The sequence below is a fragment of the Thalassospira sp. A40-3 genome (assembly GCF_015871485.1).
Classification (GTDB): domain Bacteria; phylum Pseudomonadota; class Alphaproteobacteria; order Rhodospirillales; family Thalassospiraceae; genus Thalassospira; species Thalassospira tepidiphila.
In genome coordinates, this window is the sequence record NZ_CP065428.1 from 3,499,262 (window position 1) to 3,520,492 (window position 21,231).

General features: G+C 53.9%; 20 protein-coding genes and 1 tRNA gene. 4 read left to right on the top strand and 17 right to left on the bottom strand.

The genetic code is table 11. The features are described 5' to 3' along the window. Positions 1–4: 4 nt before the first annotated feature. Entirely contained in the window at positions 5–583 is a 579-nt protein-coding gene (locus tag IT893_RS16075; protein ID WP_197145949.1) for a hypothetical protein, read from the bottom strand. Between the two features lie 374 nt (positions 584–957). Continuing rightward, positions 958–1,518, bottom strand: coding sequence for a hypothetical protein (locus IT893_RS16080; RefSeq protein WP_197145950.1), 561 nt, complete (start codon positions 1,516–1,518; stop codon positions 958–960). A gap of 420 nt (positions 1,519–1,938) precedes the next feature. On the opposite strand from IT893_RS16080, the gene IT893_RS16085 reads away from it, so the two are divergent. Further along, a complete protein-coding gene (locus IT893_RS16085) occupies positions 1,939–2,976 on the top strand; it encodes an AraC family transcriptional regulator (RefSeq protein WP_197145951.1) in 1,038 nt (345 codons plus the stop codon). A gap of 136 nt (positions 2,977–3,112) precedes the next feature. After that, a complete protein-coding gene (locus IT893_RS16090; protein WP_197145952.1) occupies positions 3,113–4,054 on the top strand; it encodes a DMT family transporter in 942 nt (313 codons plus the stop codon). An 8-nt stretch (positions 4,055–4,062) separates the two neighbouring features. Here IT893_RS16090 and IT893_RS16095 read toward each other — a convergent pair whose 3' ends face one another. From IT893_RS16095 to IT893_RS16130, 8 genes are all read right to left on the bottom strand, one after another. Then, complete coding sequence (locus tag IT893_RS16095; protein ID WP_064779786.1) at positions 4,063–4,956, bottom strand: ketopantoate reductase family protein; 894 nt, start codon at positions 4,954–4,956, stop codon at positions 4,063–4,065. A gap of 103 nt (positions 4,957–5,059) precedes the next feature. Next, the gene (locus tag IT893_RS16100) at positions 5,060–5,992 is read right to left on the bottom strand and encodes a nitrilase-related carbon-nitrogen hydrolase (RefSeq protein ID WP_197145953.1); all 933 of its coding nucleotides are present in this window, start codon (positions 5,990–5,992) and stop codon (positions 5,060–5,062) included. A 100-nt stretch (positions 5,993–6,092) separates the two neighbouring features. Next, positions 6,093–7,133 carry an extracellular solute-binding protein gene (locus tag IT893_RS16105; protein WP_197145954.1) on the bottom strand — a complete coding sequence of 347 codons (1,041 nt, stop codon included), beginning with the start codon at positions 7,131–7,133 and terminating at the stop codon, positions 6,093–6,095. A gap of 92 nt (positions 7,134–7,225) precedes the next feature. Then, a complete protein-coding gene (locus IT893_RS16110) occupies positions 7,226–8,020 on the bottom strand; it encodes an ABC transporter permease (RefSeq protein ID WP_063088623.1) in 795 nt (264 codons plus the stop codon). Beyond that, positions 8,017–8,907 (bottom strand): ABC transporter permease, encoded by an 891-nt coding sequence (locus IT893_RS16115; RefSeq protein ID WP_064779788.1) that lies wholly within the window; start codon positions 8,905–8,907, stop codon positions 8,017–8,019. Before IT893_RS16115 ends, IT893_RS16110 begins: the two co-directional genes overlap by 4 nt. Before the next feature lie 2 nt (positions 8,908–8,909). After that, positions 8,910–10,004 carry an ABC transporter ATP-binding protein gene (locus IT893_RS16120; protein ID WP_197145955.1) on the bottom strand — a complete coding sequence of 365 codons (1,095 nt, stop codon included), beginning with the start codon at positions 10,002–10,004 and terminating at the stop codon, positions 8,910–8,912. A gap of 250 nt (positions 10,005–10,254) precedes the next feature. Further along, positions 10,255–11,478, bottom strand: coding sequence for a CaiB/BaiF CoA-transferase family protein (locus tag IT893_RS16125; protein WP_197145957.1), 1,224 nt, complete (start codon positions 11,476–11,478; stop codon positions 10,255–10,257). Between the two features lie 104 nt (positions 11,479–11,582). Next, positions 11,583–12,773, bottom strand: coding sequence for an acyl-CoA dehydrogenase (locus tag IT893_RS16130; RefSeq protein WP_197145959.1), 1,191 nt, complete (start codon positions 12,771–12,773; stop codon positions 11,583–11,585). Between the two features lie 199 nt (positions 12,774–12,972). Here IT893_RS16130 and gcvA point away from each other — a divergent pair, with 199 nt between their 5' ends. Continuing rightward, a complete protein-coding gene (gene gcvA, locus IT893_RS16135; RefSeq protein WP_197145961.1) occupies positions 12,973–13,905 on the top strand; it encodes a transcriptional regulator GcvA in 933 nt (310 codons plus the stop codon). On the opposite strand, the gene IT893_RS16140 is transcribed toward gcvA, so the two are convergent. The 3 genes from IT893_RS16140 to IT893_RS16150 form a co-directional block, all read right to left on the bottom strand. Further along, the gene (locus tag IT893_RS16140) at positions 13,906–15,357 is read right to left on the bottom strand and encodes a hypothetical protein (protein ID WP_197145962.1); all 1,452 of its coding nucleotides are present in this window, start codon (positions 15,355–15,357) and stop codon (positions 13,906–13,908) included. Continuing rightward, positions 15,354–16,343 carry a hypothetical protein gene (locus tag IT893_RS16145; RefSeq protein ID WP_197145964.1) on the bottom strand — a complete coding sequence of 330 codons (990 nt, stop codon included), beginning with the start codon at positions 16,341–16,343 and terminating at the stop codon, positions 15,354–15,356. Before IT893_RS16145 ends, IT893_RS16140 begins: the two co-directional genes overlap by 4 nt. 423 nt (positions 16,344–16,766) lie before the next feature. Next, entirely contained in the window at positions 16,767–17,642 is an 876-nt protein-coding gene (locus IT893_RS16150) for a homogentisate 1,2-dioxygenase (RefSeq protein WP_252723981.1), read from the bottom strand. 471 nt (positions 17,643–18,113) lie between these two features. Between IT893_RS16150 and IT893_RS16155 the strand changes: the two genes are divergently transcribed. Next, the gene (locus tag IT893_RS16155) at positions 18,114–18,533 is read left to right on the top strand and encodes a cupin domain-containing protein (RefSeq protein WP_197145968.1); all 420 of its coding nucleotides are present in this window, start codon (positions 18,114–18,116) and stop codon (positions 18,531–18,533) included. 59 nt (positions 18,534–18,592) lie between these two features. Here IT893_RS16155 and IT893_RS16160 read toward each other — a convergent pair. The 4 genes from IT893_RS16160 to IT893_RS16175 all read right to left on the bottom strand — a co-directional run bounded on the left by IT893_RS16160 (position 18,593) and on the right by IT893_RS16175 (position 21,174). After that, positions 18,593–18,669 (bottom strand) — tRNA-Arg (locus IT893_RS16160). A 136-nt stretch (positions 18,670–18,805) separates the two neighbouring features. Continuing rightward, a complete protein-coding gene (locus IT893_RS16165; RefSeq protein WP_064779796.1) occupies positions 18,806–19,330 on the bottom strand; it encodes an acyloxyacyl hydrolase in 525 nt (174 codons plus the stop codon). An 88-nt stretch (positions 19,331–19,418) separates the two neighbouring features. Continuing rightward, entirely contained in the window at positions 19,419–20,375 is a 957-nt protein-coding gene (gene pip, locus IT893_RS16170; protein ID WP_197145970.1) for a prolyl aminopeptidase, read from the bottom strand. A 109-nt stretch (positions 20,376–20,484) separates the two neighbouring features. After that, the gene (locus IT893_RS16175) at positions 20,485–21,174 is read right to left on the bottom strand and encodes a hypothetical protein (protein WP_197145972.1); all 690 of its coding nucleotides are present in this window, start codon (positions 21,172–21,174) and stop codon (positions 20,485–20,487) included. Positions 21,175–21,231: the final 57 nt, after the last annotated feature.

Consider the following 21,231-nt stretch of genomic DNA (forward strand, 5'->3'; position numbering starts at 1 on the left):
ATGCTCAGTGGTCGTAACGGGTTACACGTGGTTTTGGCGGAATGATCTCGTGCTCGGGCTCAAGATATGTTCCGTACCGCTTTGTCACTTTCACATGGTCCCGGCAAGGATTCTGTCCGTTGGTGCACATGTTGTGAAGCTGAACCATGAATTCCGAGGACAAGCCGTTTCGTTCATGCGTCGCGTTTTCCGACGCCCGATTGGTAAACCTGCCATTGCTCAGACGATCAAGGCGCTTATCCGCTTTCGGCGCAACGGCACCGTCATGATGCATGACGCGGATGCCTTCAAGAAACGCCATCATTTCCATCACTGATTTAAGCATCCCGACGCTGTTTGCGAAGGTTCGGGTCACGGCGACTGAAGCTTCTTCTATGTAGTCGGCAAATAATCCATCACCGTCTGCATCGGAAGGTTCGTATTTGTGTATGCCCGCTGCCATGCGGCTTTTCCAAGCCTGATGGTTGGGCTCATTGACGCGACGCCCTGGAAGAATATGGCTGTTTTGTCCCCAGTCACGTCCATGACCGGTACAATTAACCTCACCCTTCCGGCGTGCCGGATGTGGTTCGTACGACATCATCTCTTTCCCCAGAGCGTAATAATTGCGCTTCTCTGATATCCATGCCCTTACTTGAACGCAGATATTCCCACTCTGTGAACGGACATGTGTCTTATTATTTAATCCACAAATACCACAGGTTGTTTGCTGGAATTGCACATTCCATCCATATGAATATGCAAATTGTCCAAAAAACGTGGCAAAACCCAGCTTTTCGGCTTTGGAAAAGCACGCAGCAGCCAACAGCCCCCAGATACACTATCCGGTCTGATGCGCATTTATGCCTGGATCAGGAAACAGAAATACACACTGCAATACACACCGGGTGATCGCAAGTCAGCCTCACCTCGGGCAGTGATACATCCAGTCCTCTATGGTCGACCTTGAGTTTATTTTTAGTGCGAGACCCGTGATACGACATCATTCGCCGCTTGAATGCGGTCGCCATAGGCCATCGCCTTCGCACCATGGTTGAGCGACGGAATGCGTTCCGACGCGCCCAATACGGCCAGCTGGTCAATCACGGCCAGCACCCATGGGCGGGTGTCATTGCCTTCGCCACCTGCTGACGACGTGTCTTTCGTATGATCCAAAAGTCGCTCGTCTGCGCTGAAGATATCATTTTCATTAGACACAGAACGGATGGCTTCCAATACGCGGACCAGTTCAGAAAGCGACTTCATCATATCGAAGGTCGCCGCAAGAGACTGGTTCACAGAAGACGGTTCTGCACCTTGCACCATCTCAGGATCGCCAAAGCATGACGCTGCTGATGGTTCATCATCAAAGGATAGGAACACCGGTTCCTGATCTTCCCGGCTCTGCCAGAAATTGTGATTTTTCTCGCCTTGACGACGTCCGGGTAACACGTGGCAGTTCTTTCCCCAGTCGCGGCCGGGGCCGGCATAGTTTTTCTCCCCCGTCCGGCGTGCCGGATGTGGTTCTGTCGAATGCATCTAATCCCCCAAGGTTCGGTGCACACACTGATAAGGGCCGCCAGCGTTTTCTGTTTTTCGTCATAGGCGGCATCTCTGTTTTTTGGATTTTTACCATGTGCAGCGGGGTGACAATGCACGAAGCGTCCAAAAAAATGTGCGAACCATCCAAAACACCTAATAAAGGGATTTCGAAAAAATAATCCCTAACATCCCGTATAGCCATAAGACCTTAAAACCAAAGGTATAATCCAGATCCACTTACGCAATCATAATACCTTTGCGTTCATTTTAACCTAAACCTATACCTTTGTGGTTTTGACGGAACGCCCGGTTTCCGCTTAATATGAAAAAAATCTGGTATTAGAGATGTCGAATATTAATCCAGATGCACCCGCGCAAGTAGCGTTGTTTGCAATGAAGCAAAACCGGGAGTCAGGCATGACACAGTCAGCAACCCATACTTTTTTCACGGTCAATGACCTACCCATGTCCAAACGTTATGACGTTTGGCAAAGTAGTATTGACTGCATTTTCAGCGTCGAAACCCTTCCCGACATCCGCAAGAACAACTTCCATGCAACATTGGATGCGGATCTGTTGGGATCGATGATGATTGCCCGCACCAACAGCACACATCAGTTCTGGGAACGCAGTTCCAAGACAATCGCTGCCGACGGCATGGATCATTATATGGTCCAGCTTTACTATAACGGTGGTATGTCGACAGATGATGGCAAGGACGGCCAGGAAATAGAAGCTGACGGCTTGCTCTTTCAGGACCTGTCGCAAGTCGCACGGGCGACAACAAGCGATTTTGATAACCTTGCCTTCATCATTCCTCGCCCCCTTCTTGAAGACCGGCTTACCCTGCCCGAAGATCACAACATGCGGTTTCTCAGCCCACGTGACCCGATGGTCCGGATTGTTGCAAATCTGATGCGCTCGCTGAAGGCCAATGCGTCTGCGCTTAAGAGCGAGCATGCCCATGTGCTTGAAAACAGCTTTGCCGATATGCTTGCCGCCTGCCTCAATTCCGCATATGGCGAAACAAGCGAGACGACCAATAAACGCCAGAACCTTGAAGTCATGACGCTAATCCGGCGTTATTTCCGTGAGAATTTTTCGCGCCCCGATCTCACCCCGGACCGTGCGGCAAGAGAGTTAGGCATTTCACGGTCCAAGCTGTATCAGTTGCTTGAAGAGCATGGCGGCGTTTATCGCTATACACGTGATCTGCGTCTGCGCCGTGCCAAGCAATTGCTGAGCACCACAACGAAGCGCCCCCGTTCCCTTTACGACGTCGCGCTTGAGTGCGGGTTTTCCAGTGACACGTCCTTCATCCGGGCATTTCGCGAAAAATTTGACATGACGCCGGGTGATTTCAGACGCAGCCAGCAAAATGCATCGAATAACGTGCAGGACGCGGATGGCAGTGAACGTGATACACGCTATGAAAAGTGGCTGCACACCCTTTAAAGAGCACCTTTTGCCGCCAAACCGTGTCAGATTTCCCGCATCTCTGACATGAAATTTTATCAGTATTGCCCGCCACCAACTTACGATATTCCTGAAAACAGGTGCCAAGCACCCGCCACCATTCAGGAAGATCGCAATGAACAGTTTCTGGTCTGGAATTGGGTTACGCCTTGCCGCGACCGGATTGTTCGGGGTCATGAACCTGTTTGTACGGTTGGCATCCTTTGAGGCCCCGACCGGTCAGATCGTTTTTTGGCGGAGCAGTGTCGCACTGATCCCGATTGTGCTGTATCTGATGTGGCGCAATCAGTTTCCCAGGGCGCTTAAAACCAAACGCCCGTTTGGACATCTGAAACGCAGCACGTATGGCTGCGTTTCGATGTTTCTGGCCTTTGTGTCACTGGCTTATCTGCCACTGGCGCTGGCCACTGCACTTGGCTTCCTTGCCCCGCTTATTCTGATCCCGGTTGCGATCATCACGCTTCGTGAAAATCCGGGATGGCTTGTGATCAGTGCAACCATCGGCGGCTTTGCCGGGGTGTTCCTGATGCTGTGGCCGATGCTGTCGACCCCGGGGCTGGATCACAATACCCTGATCGGGATTGGTGCCGGTGTGGCCTTTGCTGTCACCACTGCCTTTGCCAAGGTACAGATAAAGTCGCTGACCACGACGGAACCATCCGGCACTATTGCCTTTTACTTTGCCGTGATCTGTTCGATCGGTGGACTTTTGACCATCCCGTTTGGCTGGGCCCCGCTTTCGACAAGCAATATTGTCTTTCTGATTGGCGCCGGGCTGACCGGCGGGCTTGCCCATATCGCCATGACCGAGGCACTGGCGCGTGCCCCGGCATCGACCCTGTCGGCCTTTGAATATACTGCCATGATTTGGGCGATCATTCTCGATCTTGTCGTGTTTGGCGTATTGCCGGCCCCGATCAGCCTGATGGGCGGGGTCTTCATCGTGATGGCCGCGGCCCTGGTGATGTTTAACGACCAGATCGTTGCAGCCGTTGCCCGCAAATTCAAAAGAACGCCCGAGACATCAACCGAGCAGGCCAACTCCCCGGCCGAATAACCCGGCGATTAGGCCAATTTGGTTTCCTGAAGCTTGGTCAGGGCATGCAGGGCAAGATTGGTCGGCGTCGCGATACCAAGCTCCGCCCCCTTGCGAACGATATACCCGTTCAGGAAATCAATCTCGCTTGCTTTGCCGCGTGCCAGATCCTGTGCGGTCGAGGAAAACTGACCGGGCATGGTTTCGGCGATCTTTTCAATCGCGCCCCAAACATCACCCGGCACCGTCACTCCACATCCCTTGGCAACGGCCAGACATTCATCCACCGCATTACGCATTACATCCCAGACACCGACACCTTGCACGACCTCACCGTAAGGGAGCTGCGTGATCGCCGAAAGCGCATTATAGGCACAGTTCAAAATCATCTTGGCCCACAGGGCGCCGTCGGCATTGTCGGAAACCTCAACCGGAATTTTGGCTGGCACCAGTGTATCGACGACTGTCTGACTTTGCGCAGATGGGCCGATGACAAGCTCGCCCCGCCCGTGGTGTTTGACGTGGCCCGGGCCGCCCATACTGGTCGCTACATAGACCACCACCGGAATGACGGGTTGACCAAGAACACCGCCAAGTCGTTCGGCGTTATCCACACCGTTTTGCAGGCTTAGCACAATTGTGTTGGCAGAGATGAATGGCTTAATCTGCTCGCCGGCCTCAATGGTGTCGGTGGACTTAACGCAAAACAGGATCATATCCGCACCTGCAACACCGGCGGCATCGGTATTCCCGGTCACGATGACATATTCCTGCGAGGATCCGAAATCGAGCAACAAGCCATCGCGGTTCATCGCCTCGACATGGCTGGGACGCCCGATCAGGGTAACGTCATGACCAGCACGGGCAAGCATCGCCCCGTAGTAACACCCAACTGCCCCGGCACCCATAACCGCGATTTTCATGATGACTGTTCCTGATTTAGATTTATGTCGCTGTCACAGGAAACATCATCTTTGAAGCGCCATGCAGATCAAGCAAAGATTTCGGGATGTTCCCACGCAGGGGCTAGCCGATTTTTGTGACCGACACATGGCCTGCCGTCCAGCCGCCCGGCCAGACTTCGGCCTCGCCATTACGAAGCGTGCGAACCAGTCCAATCGGCACATCCTTGGCAATCAGAACTTCGCCATCGGCACCGTCATCAAAGGTCGGTTCGGTCTCGGCAAAGCGGCCGGTATGTCCTAGTTGCGGTTCGCACGGGGTATAGACCGAACAACCGGAATAGTTGGTCGGATTGTTGGTGGTGTTGACCGCAGCACCCGTCGTGCCGCAGGCAGCAACCACGGTCATCAGTTCAACCGCACGCGCCTTTGCACAGCCAAACACCCGGTGATAGCCCGATGGTGTCAGTGTCATGGACGGGACCAGCAACAAATCAATATCAAGCGGTGCCAGCAGGCAGGACAAGGCTGGCATTTCAATATCGAGACAGATCAGCACGGCAACATTCAGCCCACGCCATTTGATGACATTAAAAGCCTTGCCCGGCGTCAGGTTCCAGTTTTCAGGTTCCTGTTCGCCCGGAGTCAGGGAAAGCTTGTCCTGAATGATGGCATCGCCTTCGGGGGTGAAAATCATTGCGCTGTTGGTTTGCCCGGCATCTGGATTTTCAGGATCAATGTGCCAGGGCATGCTGCCAGCCACGAGCAGCATGTCATGCTTTTTGGCAAGCTCGGCACCATATTTTCGGGCCTCTGGTGCAAGGTCGGCCATCCAGGCGATTTCTTCACCTGTTTGCAGACCATCTGGCTTGAAGGCCAACCATTGTTCGCTGGCATATTCCGGCAAGACAAAGATCTTTGCCCCCTGCTTTGCCGCCTCGGCCATCTGGGCATCAACGTGATTGGCCCACCCCGCCATGTCTTTAACGGGTCGGCCAAGGTTCGTCGCCCACAGGGCCAGGGTTACATATTCGGGGAAGGATGCCGGAGACGTCATGATCAGCGTTCCTGATATTCAGAGGGGCGTTTAGCTATAAGCGGCATGATCCGGCCATCAACTGACAGCCGGATCAGATAGATCGGGAATGGAACCAGACTTAGTTTTTAAGTTTGGTCCAGACACGGTTACGAAGATCACGCGCCTTGACCGAGCAGTTCTGCGACGCGATCAAAAGGTCTGCGTATTCTTCTGGCATGTTCACGGCCGGATCGGAATTCAGCGCCGGATCCATGAATTCGCCAGTCCCCTTGATCGAGTTCATGTAACCGGCATAGTTCGAGGCTTCTGCCGCGTTCTCGGGCTGCATCATCCAGTTGATGAAGGTCTTGGCATTTTCAAGGTTCGGTGCACCCGCCGGAATGACGAAGTGATCAGCCCAATAGGTCAGACCTTCCTTCGGATAGACAAACACAGCCTCGGGGATGCTTTCCTTGGTCCGGTGGGCGGCACCGTTCCACTGCATGTGCATCTGAACTTCGCGGGCCGACATCCGGTCGATGGTCCCCTCAGAGCTGTAAACAGCAATATAGGGTTTCTGTTTCATCAGAACATCAAGGACCTTCTGGGCCTGTTCGGGATCTTCGGTACATTTTTCAACACCGGCGTAGTAGGACGCGGCATTGAACATTTCGACTTCGTCGTTCAGCGCGCCAATCTTGCCGCGGAATTCTTCACGCGGTTCAAAGAACTCTTTCCAGCTTCTTTCAAGTTCGCCGTCAACCGCGGCCGCATCATAGGTAAAACCGGTAGTGCCCCAAAGATAGGTCACGGAATATTCGCGTTCCGGATCGTATTTCATGGTGTCATGCGGCTTGGCAACATTGCCGAAATTCTCAAGGCTTTTGGCATCAAACTTGGTCGCCAGACCTTCCTTGATCATCACGTCAACCATGTAGTCGGATGCAACCGCAATGTCATAGCCCGATGCACCGGCCTGAAGCTTTGCCAGCATGGTTTCGTTGGAATCATACACATCAAGGGTCACCTTGATGCCGGTTTCTGCTTCGAACTTTTCCATCAGTTCCGGCGGAAAATAGTTCGACCAGTTATAGAAAAACAGTTCGCCATCCGCCTTTGCCGAACCGACCGACAACAAGGCGATCGCGGATGCTCCCAGAAGCACAGAACGTAGTTTCATCGTGAGACTCCCAAATAAGGACGGTGGGTTGTTTTGTTATTCGGATGGCCGGCCCGTCCGGGAACCGGCAATCCCGTTTTGAGTTTCAGAGATCAATATCGAATACGATCAATCAGGAACGAGATGCTGACAAACAAGATTGAGACAATCAGCATCATCGCAGAGACAGCATTGACCTCGGGCGTGATCCCGATCCGGATCATCCCGAAAATATAGATCGGCAAGGTCGTTGCCCCTGCACCGCCAACGAAATAGGAAATGACAAAGTCATCAAGCGAGATGATAAAGGACAACATCGCGCCTGACAAAATCCCCGGCCATAGCAACGGCAAGGTCACACGCCGGAAGGCTTTCCATTCGTTGGCATATAAATCATTTGCCGCCTCGACCAGTGCCGGGTCCATGCCCTCCAACCTCGCGCGGATCGGCAGATAGGCAAACGGAATGCAAAAGACCGTATGGGCAATGATCACGGTCAGAAGACCAAGCTTGATCCCCAATGCGACAAAGAACAGAAGGGTCGCAATCGCGGTCACGATTTCAGGTACGAGCAACGGCAGAACCAGCATGGCGGAAACACCTGCCTCGCCCTTGAACCGGCCGCGTGACATGCCCATCGCAGCCAAGGTGGCGGCAATTGTGGCCAGCACGGTCGCCGACACCGCAATTACGATGGAGTTCTGGGCCGCACGCAGCATGTCATCGTTGGAAAGGGCCGTGACGTACCAGTCCATGGTAAAGCCGGTCCAGATCGTCGCCAGACGGTTTTCGTTAAACGACAGCGCGATCAGAACGACAATCGGCAAATACAGATAGGCAAAGAAAAACATTGCCGTCGAGGTGATCCCGCGAAAACGCCACAGCGGGTTGGAAGCATCGACTTTCATCGGCTTTCCTCCGGCAATGATTTGAACTTGAACGAATAGACCATCATCGAGATCAGAACGAGTGCCAGAAGCACAAAGCCAAGCCCGGCCCCAAGCGGCCAGTTACGTGCGGCACCAAACTGGCTGCCGATCAGGTTGGCAATCATCATGAACTTGCCACCGCCTAGAAGCTCCGGCGTTACATAGGCGCCAAGACACGGAATGAAGACCAGAATACAACCCGCGGCAATGCCCGGTGCCGCAAGTGGCAGGATCACCCGGCTCATCGCACGGCGCTTGTCCGCGCCTAGATCAAAGGCCGCCTCGACCAGGCGGTGATCCAGTTTCTCAAGGCTGGCATAGATAGGCAAAACCATGAACGGCAGATAGGTATAAGTCAGACCGATGGAAACTGCGTACGGCGTGTAAAGGACATCAAGCCCACCGGTTTCAATCCCCATCCAGTTCAGCGCCCCATCAATCAGGCCGCCATTGCGCAGCAACAGCATCCACGCATAGTTCCGTACCAGAATGTTGGTCCAGAACGGAATGGTCACCAGAAAGATCAGGAAGTTCCGGCGGCTTTGGGGTTGGGTTGAAATGTAAAACGCGGTCGGAAAACCCAGCAAAAGGGCAAAGACCGTGGTCATTGCCGACAGGCCAAAGGAACGGGCAAAGATCTGAAGGTAATCAGTATTGACCACCAGATTGTCCATCAGATCGCGTTCAAAGATGAAACTGATATACGCATCCATCGAGAATACGCCCCAGTTCACCCCGCCATAATCGCCGCGCTCCAACATCGAAACATAGGCCATCTGCAACAGCGGCACGGCCATGAAGAAGCCGATATAGACCACCGCGGGCGCGACCAGCCAAAATCGTTTGGATCGTATGATATTACCCATGATCAATCCGCCAGTACCCGAATGGAGTCAGGGGACATGGTGATGCCAACACGTTCGCCCTGGGCGAAATCGGCCTTCGCACCCGATCCGTTTTGCATCCGGACTGTCAACAGGGCGTCATTGCCGAGATCAATCTGATAGGTCGTATCCGTGCCGAAATAGATGACCGTCGAAACCGTCCCGACAAGCAGATTGGCCCCGGCCTGGTTTTCAGCAACCAGTCCAAGACGTTCCGGACGGACCGAAACAGTGACCTCGCCACTTCGTTGACTGGACACATCCTGTGTCAGTTCAATGACCTGACCACCGCCAAGCTTTATGGCGCGTTTGCCAGTACCCTCATCGACAAGATTGCCAACAAGGAAATTACTGTCGCCGATAAAGTCGGCAACAAATCGGTGGGTCGGGGCTTCATAGATTTCACGGGGCGCACCGATCTGAAGAATTTCGCCCGATTTCATAACCGCAATGCGGTCTGACATCGCCAATGCTTCTTCCTGATCATGGGTGACAAAAACAAACGTAATCCCGGTTTCTGTCTGCAGGCGTTTGAGTTCGACCTGCATTTCCTTGCGCAATTTCAGATCAAGTGCAGATAGCGGCTCATCAAGCAGCAAAACCTTTGGCGCCGGGGCCAATGCCCGCGCCAGCGCAATACGTTGCTGCTGGCCACCGGAAAGCTGGCTTGGCACGCGGTCGCCATATTGGGCGAGCCGCACAAGTTCAAGCATCTCTTCGGCGCGGTCATCGGCCTGTTTGCGCGCCACGCCCTGCATTTCAAGACCGAACGTGATGTTCTGCCGGACCGTCAGATGCGGGAAAAGTGCATAGGATTGAAACACCGTGTTGATTGGCCGCTTGTAAGGCGGAAGATCATTTAGCGCCTTTCCTTCAAGCAAAATTTGCCCGGAAGTTGCCTGTTCAAACCCGCCGATCAGACGCAGCAAAGTCGTTTTGCCACAGCCCGAAGGACCCAACATGGTGAAAAATTCATTCTGAAAGATATCGACAGATACGTCGTCCAGTGCCGTGACTTTATCGGCACCCGACCCAAATGTTTTTCCAACAGACTTTGCCGAAATGACTACTTCTGACATGCACTTCCCCGAATTTGTATTTTGTAAAATGATATAAAATCTACAGAGACTTGCAATCCAGTGGTCGAGAAAGCGCCGATATTTGCAGAAGTTCCGCAATATCCGCCTTAAAATGGCATCCAAACTGGTTCTGATTGCGTCATATAGACACTTTACAAAATAATGTGCAGCGCACTATTCCCGCAAAACGAGGACTTCTGGGACAGAAAGGCAATCAGAGGACACCAAACGCACGGACATGGCCATCAGATCAGACAATGCCGGCGTCACGCAGCTTGGCAATCTGGCCGTCACTAAGGTCAGCCACCTTGCGCAAGATTTCATCGCTGTGTTGCCCCAGCATCGGCGGTGCTTTTTCATCCGTGATCGGTGTTTTGGAAAACTTGATCGGGTTGGCAACTGTCGGGACAGTTCCGGCCGTCGGATGATCAAGCTGCTTGACCATACCGCGATGCTTGACCTGCGGGTTATCAAACACACGATCAAGGGTATTGATCGGACCACACGGTACATTGGCCTTTTCAAGCACATCAATCCATGCGTCGGTGGTTTTGGTCACCATTGCCTGACGGATTAGCGGCACCAGTTCGGTGCGATTGGCCACACGGTTGCGGTTGGTGGCATAGCGTTCATCAAGCGGCAAGGCATCCAGCCCCGCGACCGCGCAGAAGCTTTTGAACTGGCTGTCATTGCCAACCGCCAGGATCAGATAGCCATCCGCCGTCGGAAAGGCTTCGTAAGGCACGATATTGGGATGCGCATTGCCAAGGCGGCCCGGCGCATTGCCGGTCGCAAGATAGTTCATCGCCTGATTGGCAAGAACGGCGGTCTGCACATCCAAAAGGGCGAGATCGATATACTGCCCCTCGCCGGTTGCATCGCGGTGGCGCAGGGCCGCAAGAATGCCAATCGTGGCATACAGCCCGGTAAAGATATCGGCAACCGCAACGCCAACCTTCATCGGCTGCCCACCCGGGGCACTATCGGGCGCACCGGTGATGCTCATCAACCCGCCCATGCCCTGAATCATGAAATCATAGCCCGGACGATCCTTATAGGGGCCGTCCTGACCAAAGCCCGTGATAGAGCAATAGACGAGTTTCGGGTTCACCTTGGAAAGGGTCGCATAATCAAGGCCGTATTTGGCAAGCCCGCCGACCTTGAAGTTTTCCAGAACCACGTCACTTTCAGCCGCAAGATTGCGCACGATTTCCTGGCCTTCGGGCTTGGTGATATCGATGGTGAGCGACTTCTTGCCCCGGTTCGCCGTCAAGTAATAGGCGGCCTCGGTGGTGTCATTGCCATTGGCATCCTTGGCAAAGGGCGGCCCCCAGCCACGGGTATCATCACCGGCACCGGGACGTTCGATCTTGATGACCTCTGCCCCCATGTCAGCAAGGGTCTGGCTGGCCCAGGGCCCGGCCAGTACGCGCGAAAGGTCAAGAACACGAAGCCCGGAAAGTGCGCCAGTCATCTGAATATCCCGAAATATCGACTTGGAAAAGGCAGCTGGGAAAAAGCAGCTGGAATCAAATCGGGCGACAACATTTCTGCCGCCGCCCGATCAAGCTTTTGGTATCAAGCCTCTGCGGTGAAGGCCTGAATTCCGGTCTGCGCCCGCCCAAGGATCAGGGCGTGAACATCATGGGTACCTTCGTAGGTATTGACCGCTTCAAGGTTCATCGCGTGACGAATGACATGGTATTCATCGGCGATACCGTTACCGCCATGCATGTCACGGGCAACACGGGCAATATCAAGCGCCTTGCCACAGTTGTTACGCTTCATCAGCGAAATGGCTTCCGGTGCGCCCTTGCCTTCGTCAAGCAGACGACCAACCTGAAGCGCGCCCTGCAGGCCAAGGGTGACTTCGGTCTGCATGTTGGCCAGTTTCAGCTGGATCAGTTGGTTCGCCGCAAGCGGACGGCCGAACTGTTTACGATCCATGGTGTACTGACGTGCGGCGTGCCAGCAGAATTCAGCAGCGCCCATCGCACCCCATGCAATGCCGTAACGTGCCTTGTTCAGGCAACCGAACGGACCACCAAGGCCCTTGGCATTTGGCAGCATGTTTTCTTCCGGCACAAAGACATTGTCCATGACGATTTCGCCGGTGATCGACGCACGCAGCGAAAACTTGCCTTCGATCTTCGGTGCCGACAGCCCCTTCATATCCTTTTCAAGGATGAAGCCGCGAATGACGCCTTCGTCATCCTTGGCCCAGACGACAAATACGTCTGCGATCGGGCTGTTGGTGATCCACATCTTGGCACCCGACAGGGTGAAACCACCATCGGCCTTGCGTGCACGGGTTTTCATGCCGCCCGGATCCGAACCGTGATCCGGCTCGGTCAGGCCAAAGCAACCAACCCATTCACCGGTCGCCAGTTTCGGAAGGTATTTCTTGCGCTGTTCTTCGCTGCCATAAGCATAAATCGGATGCATCACAAGCGAGCTCTGCACCGACATTGCCGAGCGATAACCGGAGTCAACGCGCTCAACTTCGCGGGCCACCAGACCATAGGCGACATGGTTGACACCCGGTCCGCCGTATTCCTCGGGGATGGTCGGGCCAAGCAGGCCAAGTTCGCCCATCTCGGTCATGATTTCACGATGGAAAATCTCATGACGGTTGGCTTCCAGAACGCGGGTCTGGAGGTTTTCCTGACAATATGCACGGGCCGCATCGCGGATCATGCGTTCGTCTTCGCTCAACTGCTCTTCAAGCAGGAGCGGATCTTCCCAATGAAACGGTGCGCGGCTTGCCATTCACATGGTCCTTTATGAATTTTTCTACAGAAAGCAGGGGCAGCGCCATAGAAGGGCGAGATGACGCTACCCCTGAAAAGCTTAGTTGCTTATGGGTTAAAGCTAGGAACTCACCAGCCAACTTGCAAATGATAAAAGTGATGCAGATTATGCAAAAAACTCATAAACTATCCTGAATTGATCACATCAGGATATCGTCTTGGCCCGTCGCATTCCCAGCCTGAAGGCACTGAGTTGCTTTGAACAGACTGCCCGGTTTGGCAGCGCATCGCGCGCCGCAGAGGAACTTTATCTGACGCAAAGTGCGGTCAGTCGCCAAATACAAGGCCTTGAAACCTGGCTTGGCTGCAAGCTTTTTGCCCGTGAAAAGCAACGATTGGTCTTAACGCCAGAAGGCGAAAGTTATCTGCAATCCATCCGACCGGCCCTTGATCAGCTTGAAAGTGCGACCTTGACCCTTTTGTCGGGTGGATCGGAAAGCGGGGTTTTGACGGTTGCCGCGCCGCCGACATTCGGATCGCGCTGCCTTATTCCATTACTGCCTGACTTTCGAGCCAAGTATCCCGACATTGCGATCAATTTCATTTCGCGGATCGGCATGCCCGATTTTGATCGTGAACAGATCGATATCGCAGTTCTGTTCGGCGAAGGAAACTGGTCAGAACTTGATGCCCACATCCTGCATGGCGAGGAAATGGTCCCGATCTGCAGCCCGCAACTGGTTGCCAATCTGGGACGCACGCCACAGCCAGAAGACTTGCGAAACTTTCCGTTGTTGCATATCGCGACCCGGCCACGCGGTTGGGCCGACTGGCTTGCGGCAAGCGGGCTTAGTGATATTGACGGTGAAAACGGACCGAAGTTTGAGCATTTCACCATGGCCATGCAGGCCGCCGTTGCCGGACTTGGTGTGGCATTGTTACCGACCTTTGCGATCACCGATGAGCTGGCAACCGGCCGGATCATTGCCCCGTTCGGCCAACCCAAGGCCAGTCCGTTTCACTATTACGCCTGCTGCCCGAAAAGCCGCGCGCGGCTTCCCAAGATCCGGGCTTTTATGAACTGGCTTGATCAACTTGATACGGTAAAGAACCTTGCCCGTGAAATTGCCATGCAAGGCAAACTGGCCTGATCAGCTTGCCTTTTGATCGGCTGATAGCGCACGCAGTGCATTCATCCCGCGGCGGCGCAGCACATCAGCATCTTCCGGACCATCGACAATCTCAAGCAAGCGTACCGTGGCCATCAAGTTTCGCTGCGCGTTCGGAACTTCTTCGGGTGTCAGTCGACGCATGCTGTCAACGCCTGCACGACCGATCTGATTGAGCTTTTTCTTAAGCTCCACCACCGCCTTTGCTGCCGAACTTTGGGCGGCAAGCACATCGGAAATGCGGGCGGTTTCGGCAATTGCCTCGGCCGATTTTTCAGCGGCTAGGACTTTCTCGTCATCGAATTCCTGCGAGAAGATCGGACGGGCAAGTGCACCACGCCCCGATCCAGGGCCTTGAGCCGCTTCAAGCTTTGGCAAGGCATCGATCACGCGTTCCGGCGTTGCGCCAAACATCGTATCGGCAAGCGCGCGCGATACCCGACGACGGGTTTCAAGCAGCTTTTCACCCCAACGGCCATCCTTGCGGATTTTAAATTCGCGCGTGATGCGGACAAATTCCGACGCATACCAGCGGGCGAGTGACAGGATGTGGGCTTCGTCCTTGCCGGTGCCGACACCCTGTTCAATCTCGGTTACTGTCTCGGCCAACAGGTCAATGATCAGATCACCGGTTTCAGCAAGGTTGGTTTTCTCGATCGTGCGGTCATCAGACTTGGTCGACAGCACACGGATCAGCTTGAACAACTCGCTCGGCCGCAAAAGGCGCGCCAAAACCGCGAGCAGGAACATCGGCTCAAGCCCGGGCTTATCCTTTGAGATCGACATGAACAGGTCACGCAACCATTTCACATCGCTTGCATCAAGCACCCTGATCGGTGCGGACGGGAAGCGTTCACGCAACTGCGCAATTTCGTCGCCAACCCGCAAGATCTTGCCGACTTCGGCAAAGGCCGTAAGATGAATGCGCGAGCCAAGACGGGTTGCCAATGCGCGTTCCTGCTTCACCCCGGTATGAGAATTTTCAAGTTGATTCTCAATCGTCTGCGCCCCTATCTGCCAAAGCTTACGCTCGGCGATGGCAAGTTTTGCAGTGTCGCGGGTCGCAGCAGCCTTGTCGATGTCCTTCATCGCCTGTTGGAACTCAGGACCACCGGATTCCACCACAACATTCCAGATTGGCATCAGTGATGACCGGCTGATCCGGATGCTTTTTTCATTCGGCTCGCCAGAGGTCAGCAGATCTTCAAACGGATCGCAGAACTGACGCATCGGTGTCGGATAGCGTTCCGGTTTGAGCGATGCCAGACGCGGGCGCAGGATCTGAAGAATGGCTTCATGGGGCAATGGCAATTTGGGATCGGCACGATCGCTTTCGATCGCGCGCGTGAAGCGGGCAATTTCGTTACTGCTGAGCGATTCAAACAGTTTGCCAAGTTGCGAAACGCCAAGCTTTCCGGCGTCTTCAATCTTCATGCCGACTGTCTCCTGAAGCGTTCGAGACGATCCATCATATCGGCGTCAATTTCACCACTGCCCAGCTTACGCAATTCACCAGCCCAAAGCATCTGATTAACACGGACATCAGCCCAGAACTGCTGTTCGGACTTCTCAATCTCTGAAAGCGGCAAGACCGGCGCAAAACTTGCGACTTCCTCAACAGTTTCGCGCTGTTTTGCGCGATCCGTAAGAGACCGCCTATCCCAGACATCAATCAGTTCCTGCCAACCATCAAGCAGCCACCAGAGATACTCAATCGTTTCACCAATAGCCTTTTTGGCAGTTTCCCAATCCGTCAGAACCTTGCCAAGTTCGCTGTTCCAGCTATCAACTTCCTCGATGCGCTTCAAGGCATGATTACTTGTCGAACGGGTCGCACTGACGATACGCCCGGCCATAAACCGGAAGTCGGACTGTTCGGAATTTGACCATTCCTCGATATCTTGGGCGAACTTCTTAAGCCCGTTGGCCAGAACGCGAAGCTGGCCCTGACATCCCTCAAGGTCCAGACCAACCGGGGCGATCATCTTGCTCCATTCGCCAAGACTATCAATGATGGTGTCATTGGCGACCTTGTGCTCGGATGCAAAGCGGTTCAGCGCCCGGCGAGCGCGAATTTGACCTTCGGTGGTCATCAATTCTTCGCGCTTCATGTCCTTGACAGCATCACCACCGAGTTGGCGCAGGGCCTGATGGAGAACCGCCATCTGCCCAAGTTCGCGTGATGCTTTTTCCGTCCAGTTGCGCCGCGTGCAGGTGCGCGCCAGCTCCACCCCGCCAACGCCGGTACTGCCAACGTCGCGGCTATGCTCCAGAACCGTTTGCGGACGTACATCCTCCAACTCGATAAGGCGGTCGTAAAGCATACGGTCATGAACCGAAAGATCGAACACTTCGCGCAATGTATCGAGCGGTAATTCATAGGTGCCAAGTCCGCCAGACAGACCGGGCAACATGATCATTTTCCGTCCGGCCTTGCCAATGGAAACGCGCGCGTAACGCAGGGTTTTGGTCGTAAAGGGAGTCCTGACACCGCGCGAAGCAAATGTTTGCGGCAAACACGCCAAAGGATCGTCCGGCACCTCATGCGGTTCAGGAGATTTGTGGCTGACGGAATTTACGATCTTCTGTTTATTCATTCTTGGCTTTGGCTAAGCGGTATCGGCGCTATAATGTCTGGTGGTCACCCTGACGCCCCTTTAAGGGCAGGATTCCCGGCGTAAGAAAGCAGTACGTAATGAACATTTTGTCATTTTGGCCAGAAATCCTCGGGACAACTCAGACTACCCCGACAAGGTGGTAAATACATTAACAACCTTCCCCGAAATTACCACGATCAACTGGCGGCGCCAAATTGCCATTTTTCACCGAATGTCAGCAAGTCCTTATAGTGTCTCTTGCGCTTTTTCCCACGTTTTCACATACGCCTTCCATTCTGCGCCGTCCGGAATGGATTCATCAACCGTCAGGAATGCCCGACTGTCGATCATGACGGCCACTTCTTCGGTTTCCACCGGTGCCTTTACCATCTTTGTCTGATAGGCGCTTGGATGCGGTCCGTGCGGGAAACCGCTTGGATGGAATGTTGCCATGCCGGCCTTTATCTCGCCGCGGCTGAAGAATTCGCCCCGGTGATAAAAGATGAACTCGTCAGCATCTTCATTCGAATGATAGAACGGCACACGCATGATGCCGGACTCGCCCTCTCCCACCTTGGGGATGAAGGTGCTGATTGAAAAGGTTTCTGTGACAAAGGTGCACGACGCTGCGGGCGGCGTTCTCTGACCTTCGGAGCGATGTTTTGCAAGGTCGCGCCAATTCAGTTTCACCACACAAAGATCGCCTTCCCAACCAATCGCGTCCAGCGGATTGAACGGATAAGTCAGGGTCGAAACCTGCCCGCGGCGCTTGATGTGAATTTCCCAGAAGGCATCGTCTTGCTGGGAAATGAAGGCGTCATCAATTCTGGGCAAGCTAAACAGCATCGGATTAATCGCGCTTGGCCCACCCTGTGATGCATCCGGCAGCTTGAAGGCAGATGCCGTTGCCTCGATCATCATGAATTCCGAAAGTTCAGATGGTTCAATCCGCCAGGCGGTGCCACGCGGCAAAAGGATATAGTCCCCGTCGCAATAGGGTAGATGACCGTAATCGCAAAACAGCGCCCCGGACCCGTTGTGAACAAAGATCAGCGTATCGCCATCCGCATTACGGGCAAGCGCATGCATTTTGCTTTCAGTTTTCCAGTAACGTACTTCCATATGATCATTGTGAAGCACCCGGCGGGCTTGCAATGGACAAGCCGGGCCTGGTGAGAGCTTGCCAAGGGAAAACGCACGTGGTCGCAAAGGACCTTCAAATGTCGCCCAGCCGGCCGGCGGGTGACGATGATAAATTTGCGCAGAAGGGCCGGAGAAACCGGCACGCCCGACTTCGCGCTGATATGTTTTTTGGTCGCCTTGCCCATCAGAGCGCGCGACACATTGACCTTCGCTGTTTGGCAGCCTGATCCAGTTCGTCATGTGATCCTCCCAGATCGGTTTTATCGGGAGCCAAACGGAGTGGATCGCAACCAAGCCCCCTTTCTACCGATATGAGAAAGAAGTGGTTGTTTTTCAAGCGTTCCGAATTGCAAACACAAAATCATTGAGCATCTTTCTGCATTCGCAAAATCAACCTATGATATCACTACAGTTCTTTAAAGGCAGTGTGCAGGCCAGGGACCGGAAACGATGTCAGATTGTGACACTCAGAAGGCGATTTTCCCGAAACAAGGCAAGGGCCGCAGCTACGACATGGGTCGAATTAAAGCCGACTTTAAGGCCGATGGTCAGGAAACAGCCAATCAGTATTCCATTTCTGAATGGTGGATGGAGCCAAATACCAAAGGTATTGGCGCGCATTCCCACGATGACGGGAACGAGATTTTCTATGTGCTTGAGGGTACAATGAGCTTTCTGATCGGTGAAGATTGGCAAGAAGCAGAAAAAGGCAGCTTTATATACGTCCCCGCCGGCATTCAGCACGATTTCGAAAACCGCAGCAGAGAAAAGGCGGGCGTGCTGAACATTTTTGCGCCCGGCGCCTTTGAAGAAAATATGCCGAAGATCGTTGAATGGTTCAAAGAAAACCCGCCACAGGACGCGGTATGAAATCGGGCTTCAAGCCCTGCACCAGGGCATGCTTTGTTCTTTTGGTCATAGGGGATAAATGGTGCGCCCGACAGGATTCGAACCTGTGGCCCCCAGATTAGGAATCTGGTGCTCTATCCTGCTGAGCTACGGGCGCACTGCCAAAAGGCAGCTTTCCATTAGCAGCAAAACCGATGGCGATCAATCCACGAGGGGACGGATATTGCCCCAAACGCAAATCAGCCGAGGATGTGATCACCCTCGGCTGAGTAAAACCTTTATCGATGATCGCCTTAGTCGAACAGGCGCTCGATCGGGAAGGAATAGGTCAGGGACAGGATTTCTGTACCCGGGTTCTCGTCACCGATGCTGGCGTTCGAGATGTGCGAGATACCAAGGCTGAGACGTTCGTGGCTGTCAAAGCGGAAGCCCAGCTCAAGCCCCGAACGGAATTCGATCCAGTGACCAAGATCTTCACCATTGCCCTGATGGTATGCACCAACCGAGGTATAGACACTGGAAACGAAATGATCGCCCCACAGAACGTCAACAGCCAGACCGCCATAACCGTGAACGGCACCTTCGGAAGTGACCATCACACCACCGATCGGGCGGGTGACATCAAACATCGCGTGCTGTGCACGGTAGTTCAGACGAAATTCTGCAGCTTCTTCGTCCTGCGTGATGTCGACCATACCGGTCGAAAATTCAAGCAGTCCGGAATCGTTATCATTTCCAAGAATTTGCTGTGCTTGTGCGGTGTTCAAAAAACCAAACAGTACGCAAACTGCAAGCAGTTTCCCCAAAACCAACTTCATTAACCAAGTCCCCACTAGATCAATCGGTTCGATATACTACCCAACCGTGCTTCAAACTCAACAACACAATGCTGCTTGTCGGTTAATTTTACACAAACTTCTTGCCATCGAACCGGTTGGTCGCCAGCACAAGCTCCCGGATAATCCCGGGTTCACTGGCCGCATGCCCGGCATCATCAACGATGACCAGCTCAGAACCATCCCACGCCTTGTGAAGTGCCAAGGCCGAAACCGGCGGGCACACAACGTCGTAACGCCCCTGAACAATGACGAGCGGTGCATGGGAAATGCGACCGACGTTCTTGATCAACTGGTCTTCTTCAAAGAAGCAGCGATGGACAAAGTAATGATGTTCAAGCTTGGCCAGCGCCAACGCGATCTGATCGCCTTCAAAGTCCTCGACCAGACCATCATCAGGCAGAAGCGTACAGCATGTTGCCTCATAGGCTGACCACACGCGTGCGGCATCAATGGCCGCGTCTTCACCATCCCTGCCAGAGAAGATATCGGCATAACGGTCAAGCAAGGGCTGATAACCGGGATTGTCTTTGAAACCAGCAGCATCAAGGAAGCGGCGCTCTGCCTCGGGGAAGAACCGCCCCATGCCTTCCATGAACCATTTGATTTCGGATGTCGTGCCAAGAAAGATACCGCGCAAGACAAAGCCTGTGACGCGTTCCGGGCACGCCTGACCGTAGGCCAACGCCAAAGTCGAGCCCCACGAGCCCCCAAACACAAGCCAGCGATCAATGCCGCGTTCCTTGCGCAGGGCTTCGATATCGCCAATCAGATGATCGGTCGTGTTATTTTCAAGGCTACCGAACGGGCGTGATTTTCCGGCCCCGCGCTGATCAAACAAAATCACACGGTACTTTTCCGGATCAAAGAAGCGGCGGCTGTTAGGCGAAATACCCGCACCCGGGCCGCCATGCAGGAAGATGACCGGCAGCCCATCGGGGTTACCAACTTCTTCCCAGTAAATCTCGTGACCGTCTTCACGAGGTAACCAACCCGACTGATGGGGCGAAATTTCGGGATAGAGCACGCGAAGGACCTTTTCTTTATTAAATGGGACGCTGTCTTTTCGCCGGTGGCGGCGCGTACAAGAAGTCGCATAAACGACCGTATAAGAACAAGCTCTATTGCGCCCCCGACTATCGGGCGAGGCAAAGCCAGAACGGGTTTTCAAGCGTGATGTAAGGGCCACCGCGATTTTCAATCACGCCACGTACCCGAACTTCCTGCCCGACCCAATCCTGCAGGATGTCTTGAAAGTCTTCGCCGTTGGCGACTGCATCCCGGAAGGTGGCATCGAGTGCGATGGTGAAATCTTCGCGCCAGTTCGATCCGAAGTTAAGATAACTACGCCATTCCTGATGTTCGATGCTTCTGATCGTGCCATCAATCACGGCAAATCTGCCGATTGCATCACGGGCGATCGGGATATTCTCTGCCCCTGCATCATGGGCCCGCACGTAATAAGCTGTCTCTGGGCTCGGGTCGGACCAAATGCCAGACTGATTTTCTATTGCGGTGTCTTCGATCCCGATCAGCTCTGACACATCCTGCCTGCTTTCAGGAACAAGCATCCCGAGACCGGCAGCCACAAGTTCTGCATGCCAATCGCCGACACCTTCATCTTGAATGCGAACCGGTAGTCGCCCGAGAAAGTCCGACCTTTCGGCCAGCGGCGTGATCGAAACCTTGTTCGTACTGGCCTGTTCTAGCCATGCCCGTGCCGCGTCTTCATATCCCGGTACAAACGCAATATCTGCCAGCCGAAATGATTTACCCGGCAGCTCGGCGGCAGTGAATGCATCAACCGCTTCAATATTAAGTTGCACGTCATGCCAAACCGGTCTCGGATCCGTTGAGAGCAGCGTTTGAGCATCACCCGCGAT

What these genes read in the sequence shown, in the direction of transcription:
- IT893_RS16095 (WP_064779786.1), bottom strand. Translation starts at nt 4,956, where the DNA reads ATGAAAATCGCGGTTATGGGTGCCGGGGCAGTTGGGTGTTACTACGGG.
- IT893_RS16150 (WP_252723981.1), bottom strand. Translation starts at nt 17,642, where the DNA reads ATGGAAGTACGTTACTGGAAAACTGAAAGCAAAATGCATGCGCTTGCC.
- IT893_RS16100 (WP_197145953.1), bottom strand. Translation starts at nt 5,992, where the DNA reads ATGACGTCTCCGGCATCCTTCCCCGAATATGTAACCCTGGCCCTGTGG.
- IT893_RS16115 (WP_064779788.1), bottom strand. Translation starts at nt 8,907, where the DNA reads ATGGGTAATATCATACGATCCAAACGATTTTGGCTGGTCGCGCCCGCG.
- IT893_RS16145 (WP_197145964.1), bottom strand. Translation starts at nt 16,343, where the DNA reads ATGATCATGTTGCCCGGTCTGTCTGGCGGACTTGGCACCTATGAATTA.
- IT893_RS16090 (WP_197145952.1), top strand. Translation starts at nt 3,113, where the DNA reads ATGAACAGTTTCTGGTCTGGAATTGGGTTACGCCTTGCCGCGACCGGA.
- IT893_RS16130 (WP_197145959.1), bottom strand. Translation starts at nt 12,773, where the DNA reads ATGGCAAGCCGCGCACCGTTTCATTGGGAAGATCCGCTCCTGCTTGAA.
- IT893_RS16140 (WP_197145962.1), bottom strand. Translation starts at nt 15,357, where the DNA reads ATGAAGATTGAAGACGCCGGAAAGCTTGGCGTTTCGCAACTTGGCAAA.
- IT893_RS16165 (WP_064779796.1), bottom strand. Translation starts at nt 19,330, where the DNA reads ATGAAGTTGGTTTTGGGGAAACTGCTTGCAGTTTGCGTACTGTTTGGT.
- IT893_RS16085 (WP_197145951.1), top strand. Translation starts at nt 1,939, where the DNA reads ATGACACAGTCAGCAACCCATACTTTTTTCACGGTCAATGACCTACCC.
- IT893_RS16110 (WP_063088623.1), bottom strand. Translation starts at nt 8,020, where the DNA reads ATGAAAGTCGATGCTTCCAACCCGCTGTGGCGTTTTCGCGGGATCACC.
- IT893_RS16155 (WP_197145968.1), top strand. Translation starts at nt 18,114, where the DNA reads ATGTCAGATTGTGACACTCAGAAGGCGATTTTCCCGAAACAAGGCAAG.
- IT893_RS16120 (WP_197145955.1), bottom strand. Translation starts at nt 10,004, where the DNA reads ATGTCAGAAGTAGTCATTTCGGCAAAGTCTGTTGGAAAAACATTTGGG.
- IT893_RS16125 (WP_197145957.1), bottom strand. Translation starts at nt 11,478, where the DNA reads ATGACTGGCGCACTTTCCGGGCTTCGTGTTCTTGACCTTTCGCGCGTA.
- IT893_RS16080 (WP_197145950.1), bottom strand. Translation starts at nt 1,518, where the DNA reads ATGCATTCGACAGAACCACATCCGGCACGCCGGACGGGGGAGAAAAAC.
- IT893_RS16075 (WP_197145949.1), bottom strand. Translation starts at nt 583, where the DNA reads ATGATGTCGTACGAACCACATCCGGCACGCCGGAAGGGTGAGGTTAAT.
- IT893_RS16105 (WP_197145954.1), bottom strand. Translation starts at nt 7,133, where the DNA reads ATGAAACTACGTTCTGTGCTTCTGGGAGCATCCGCGATCGCCTTGTTG.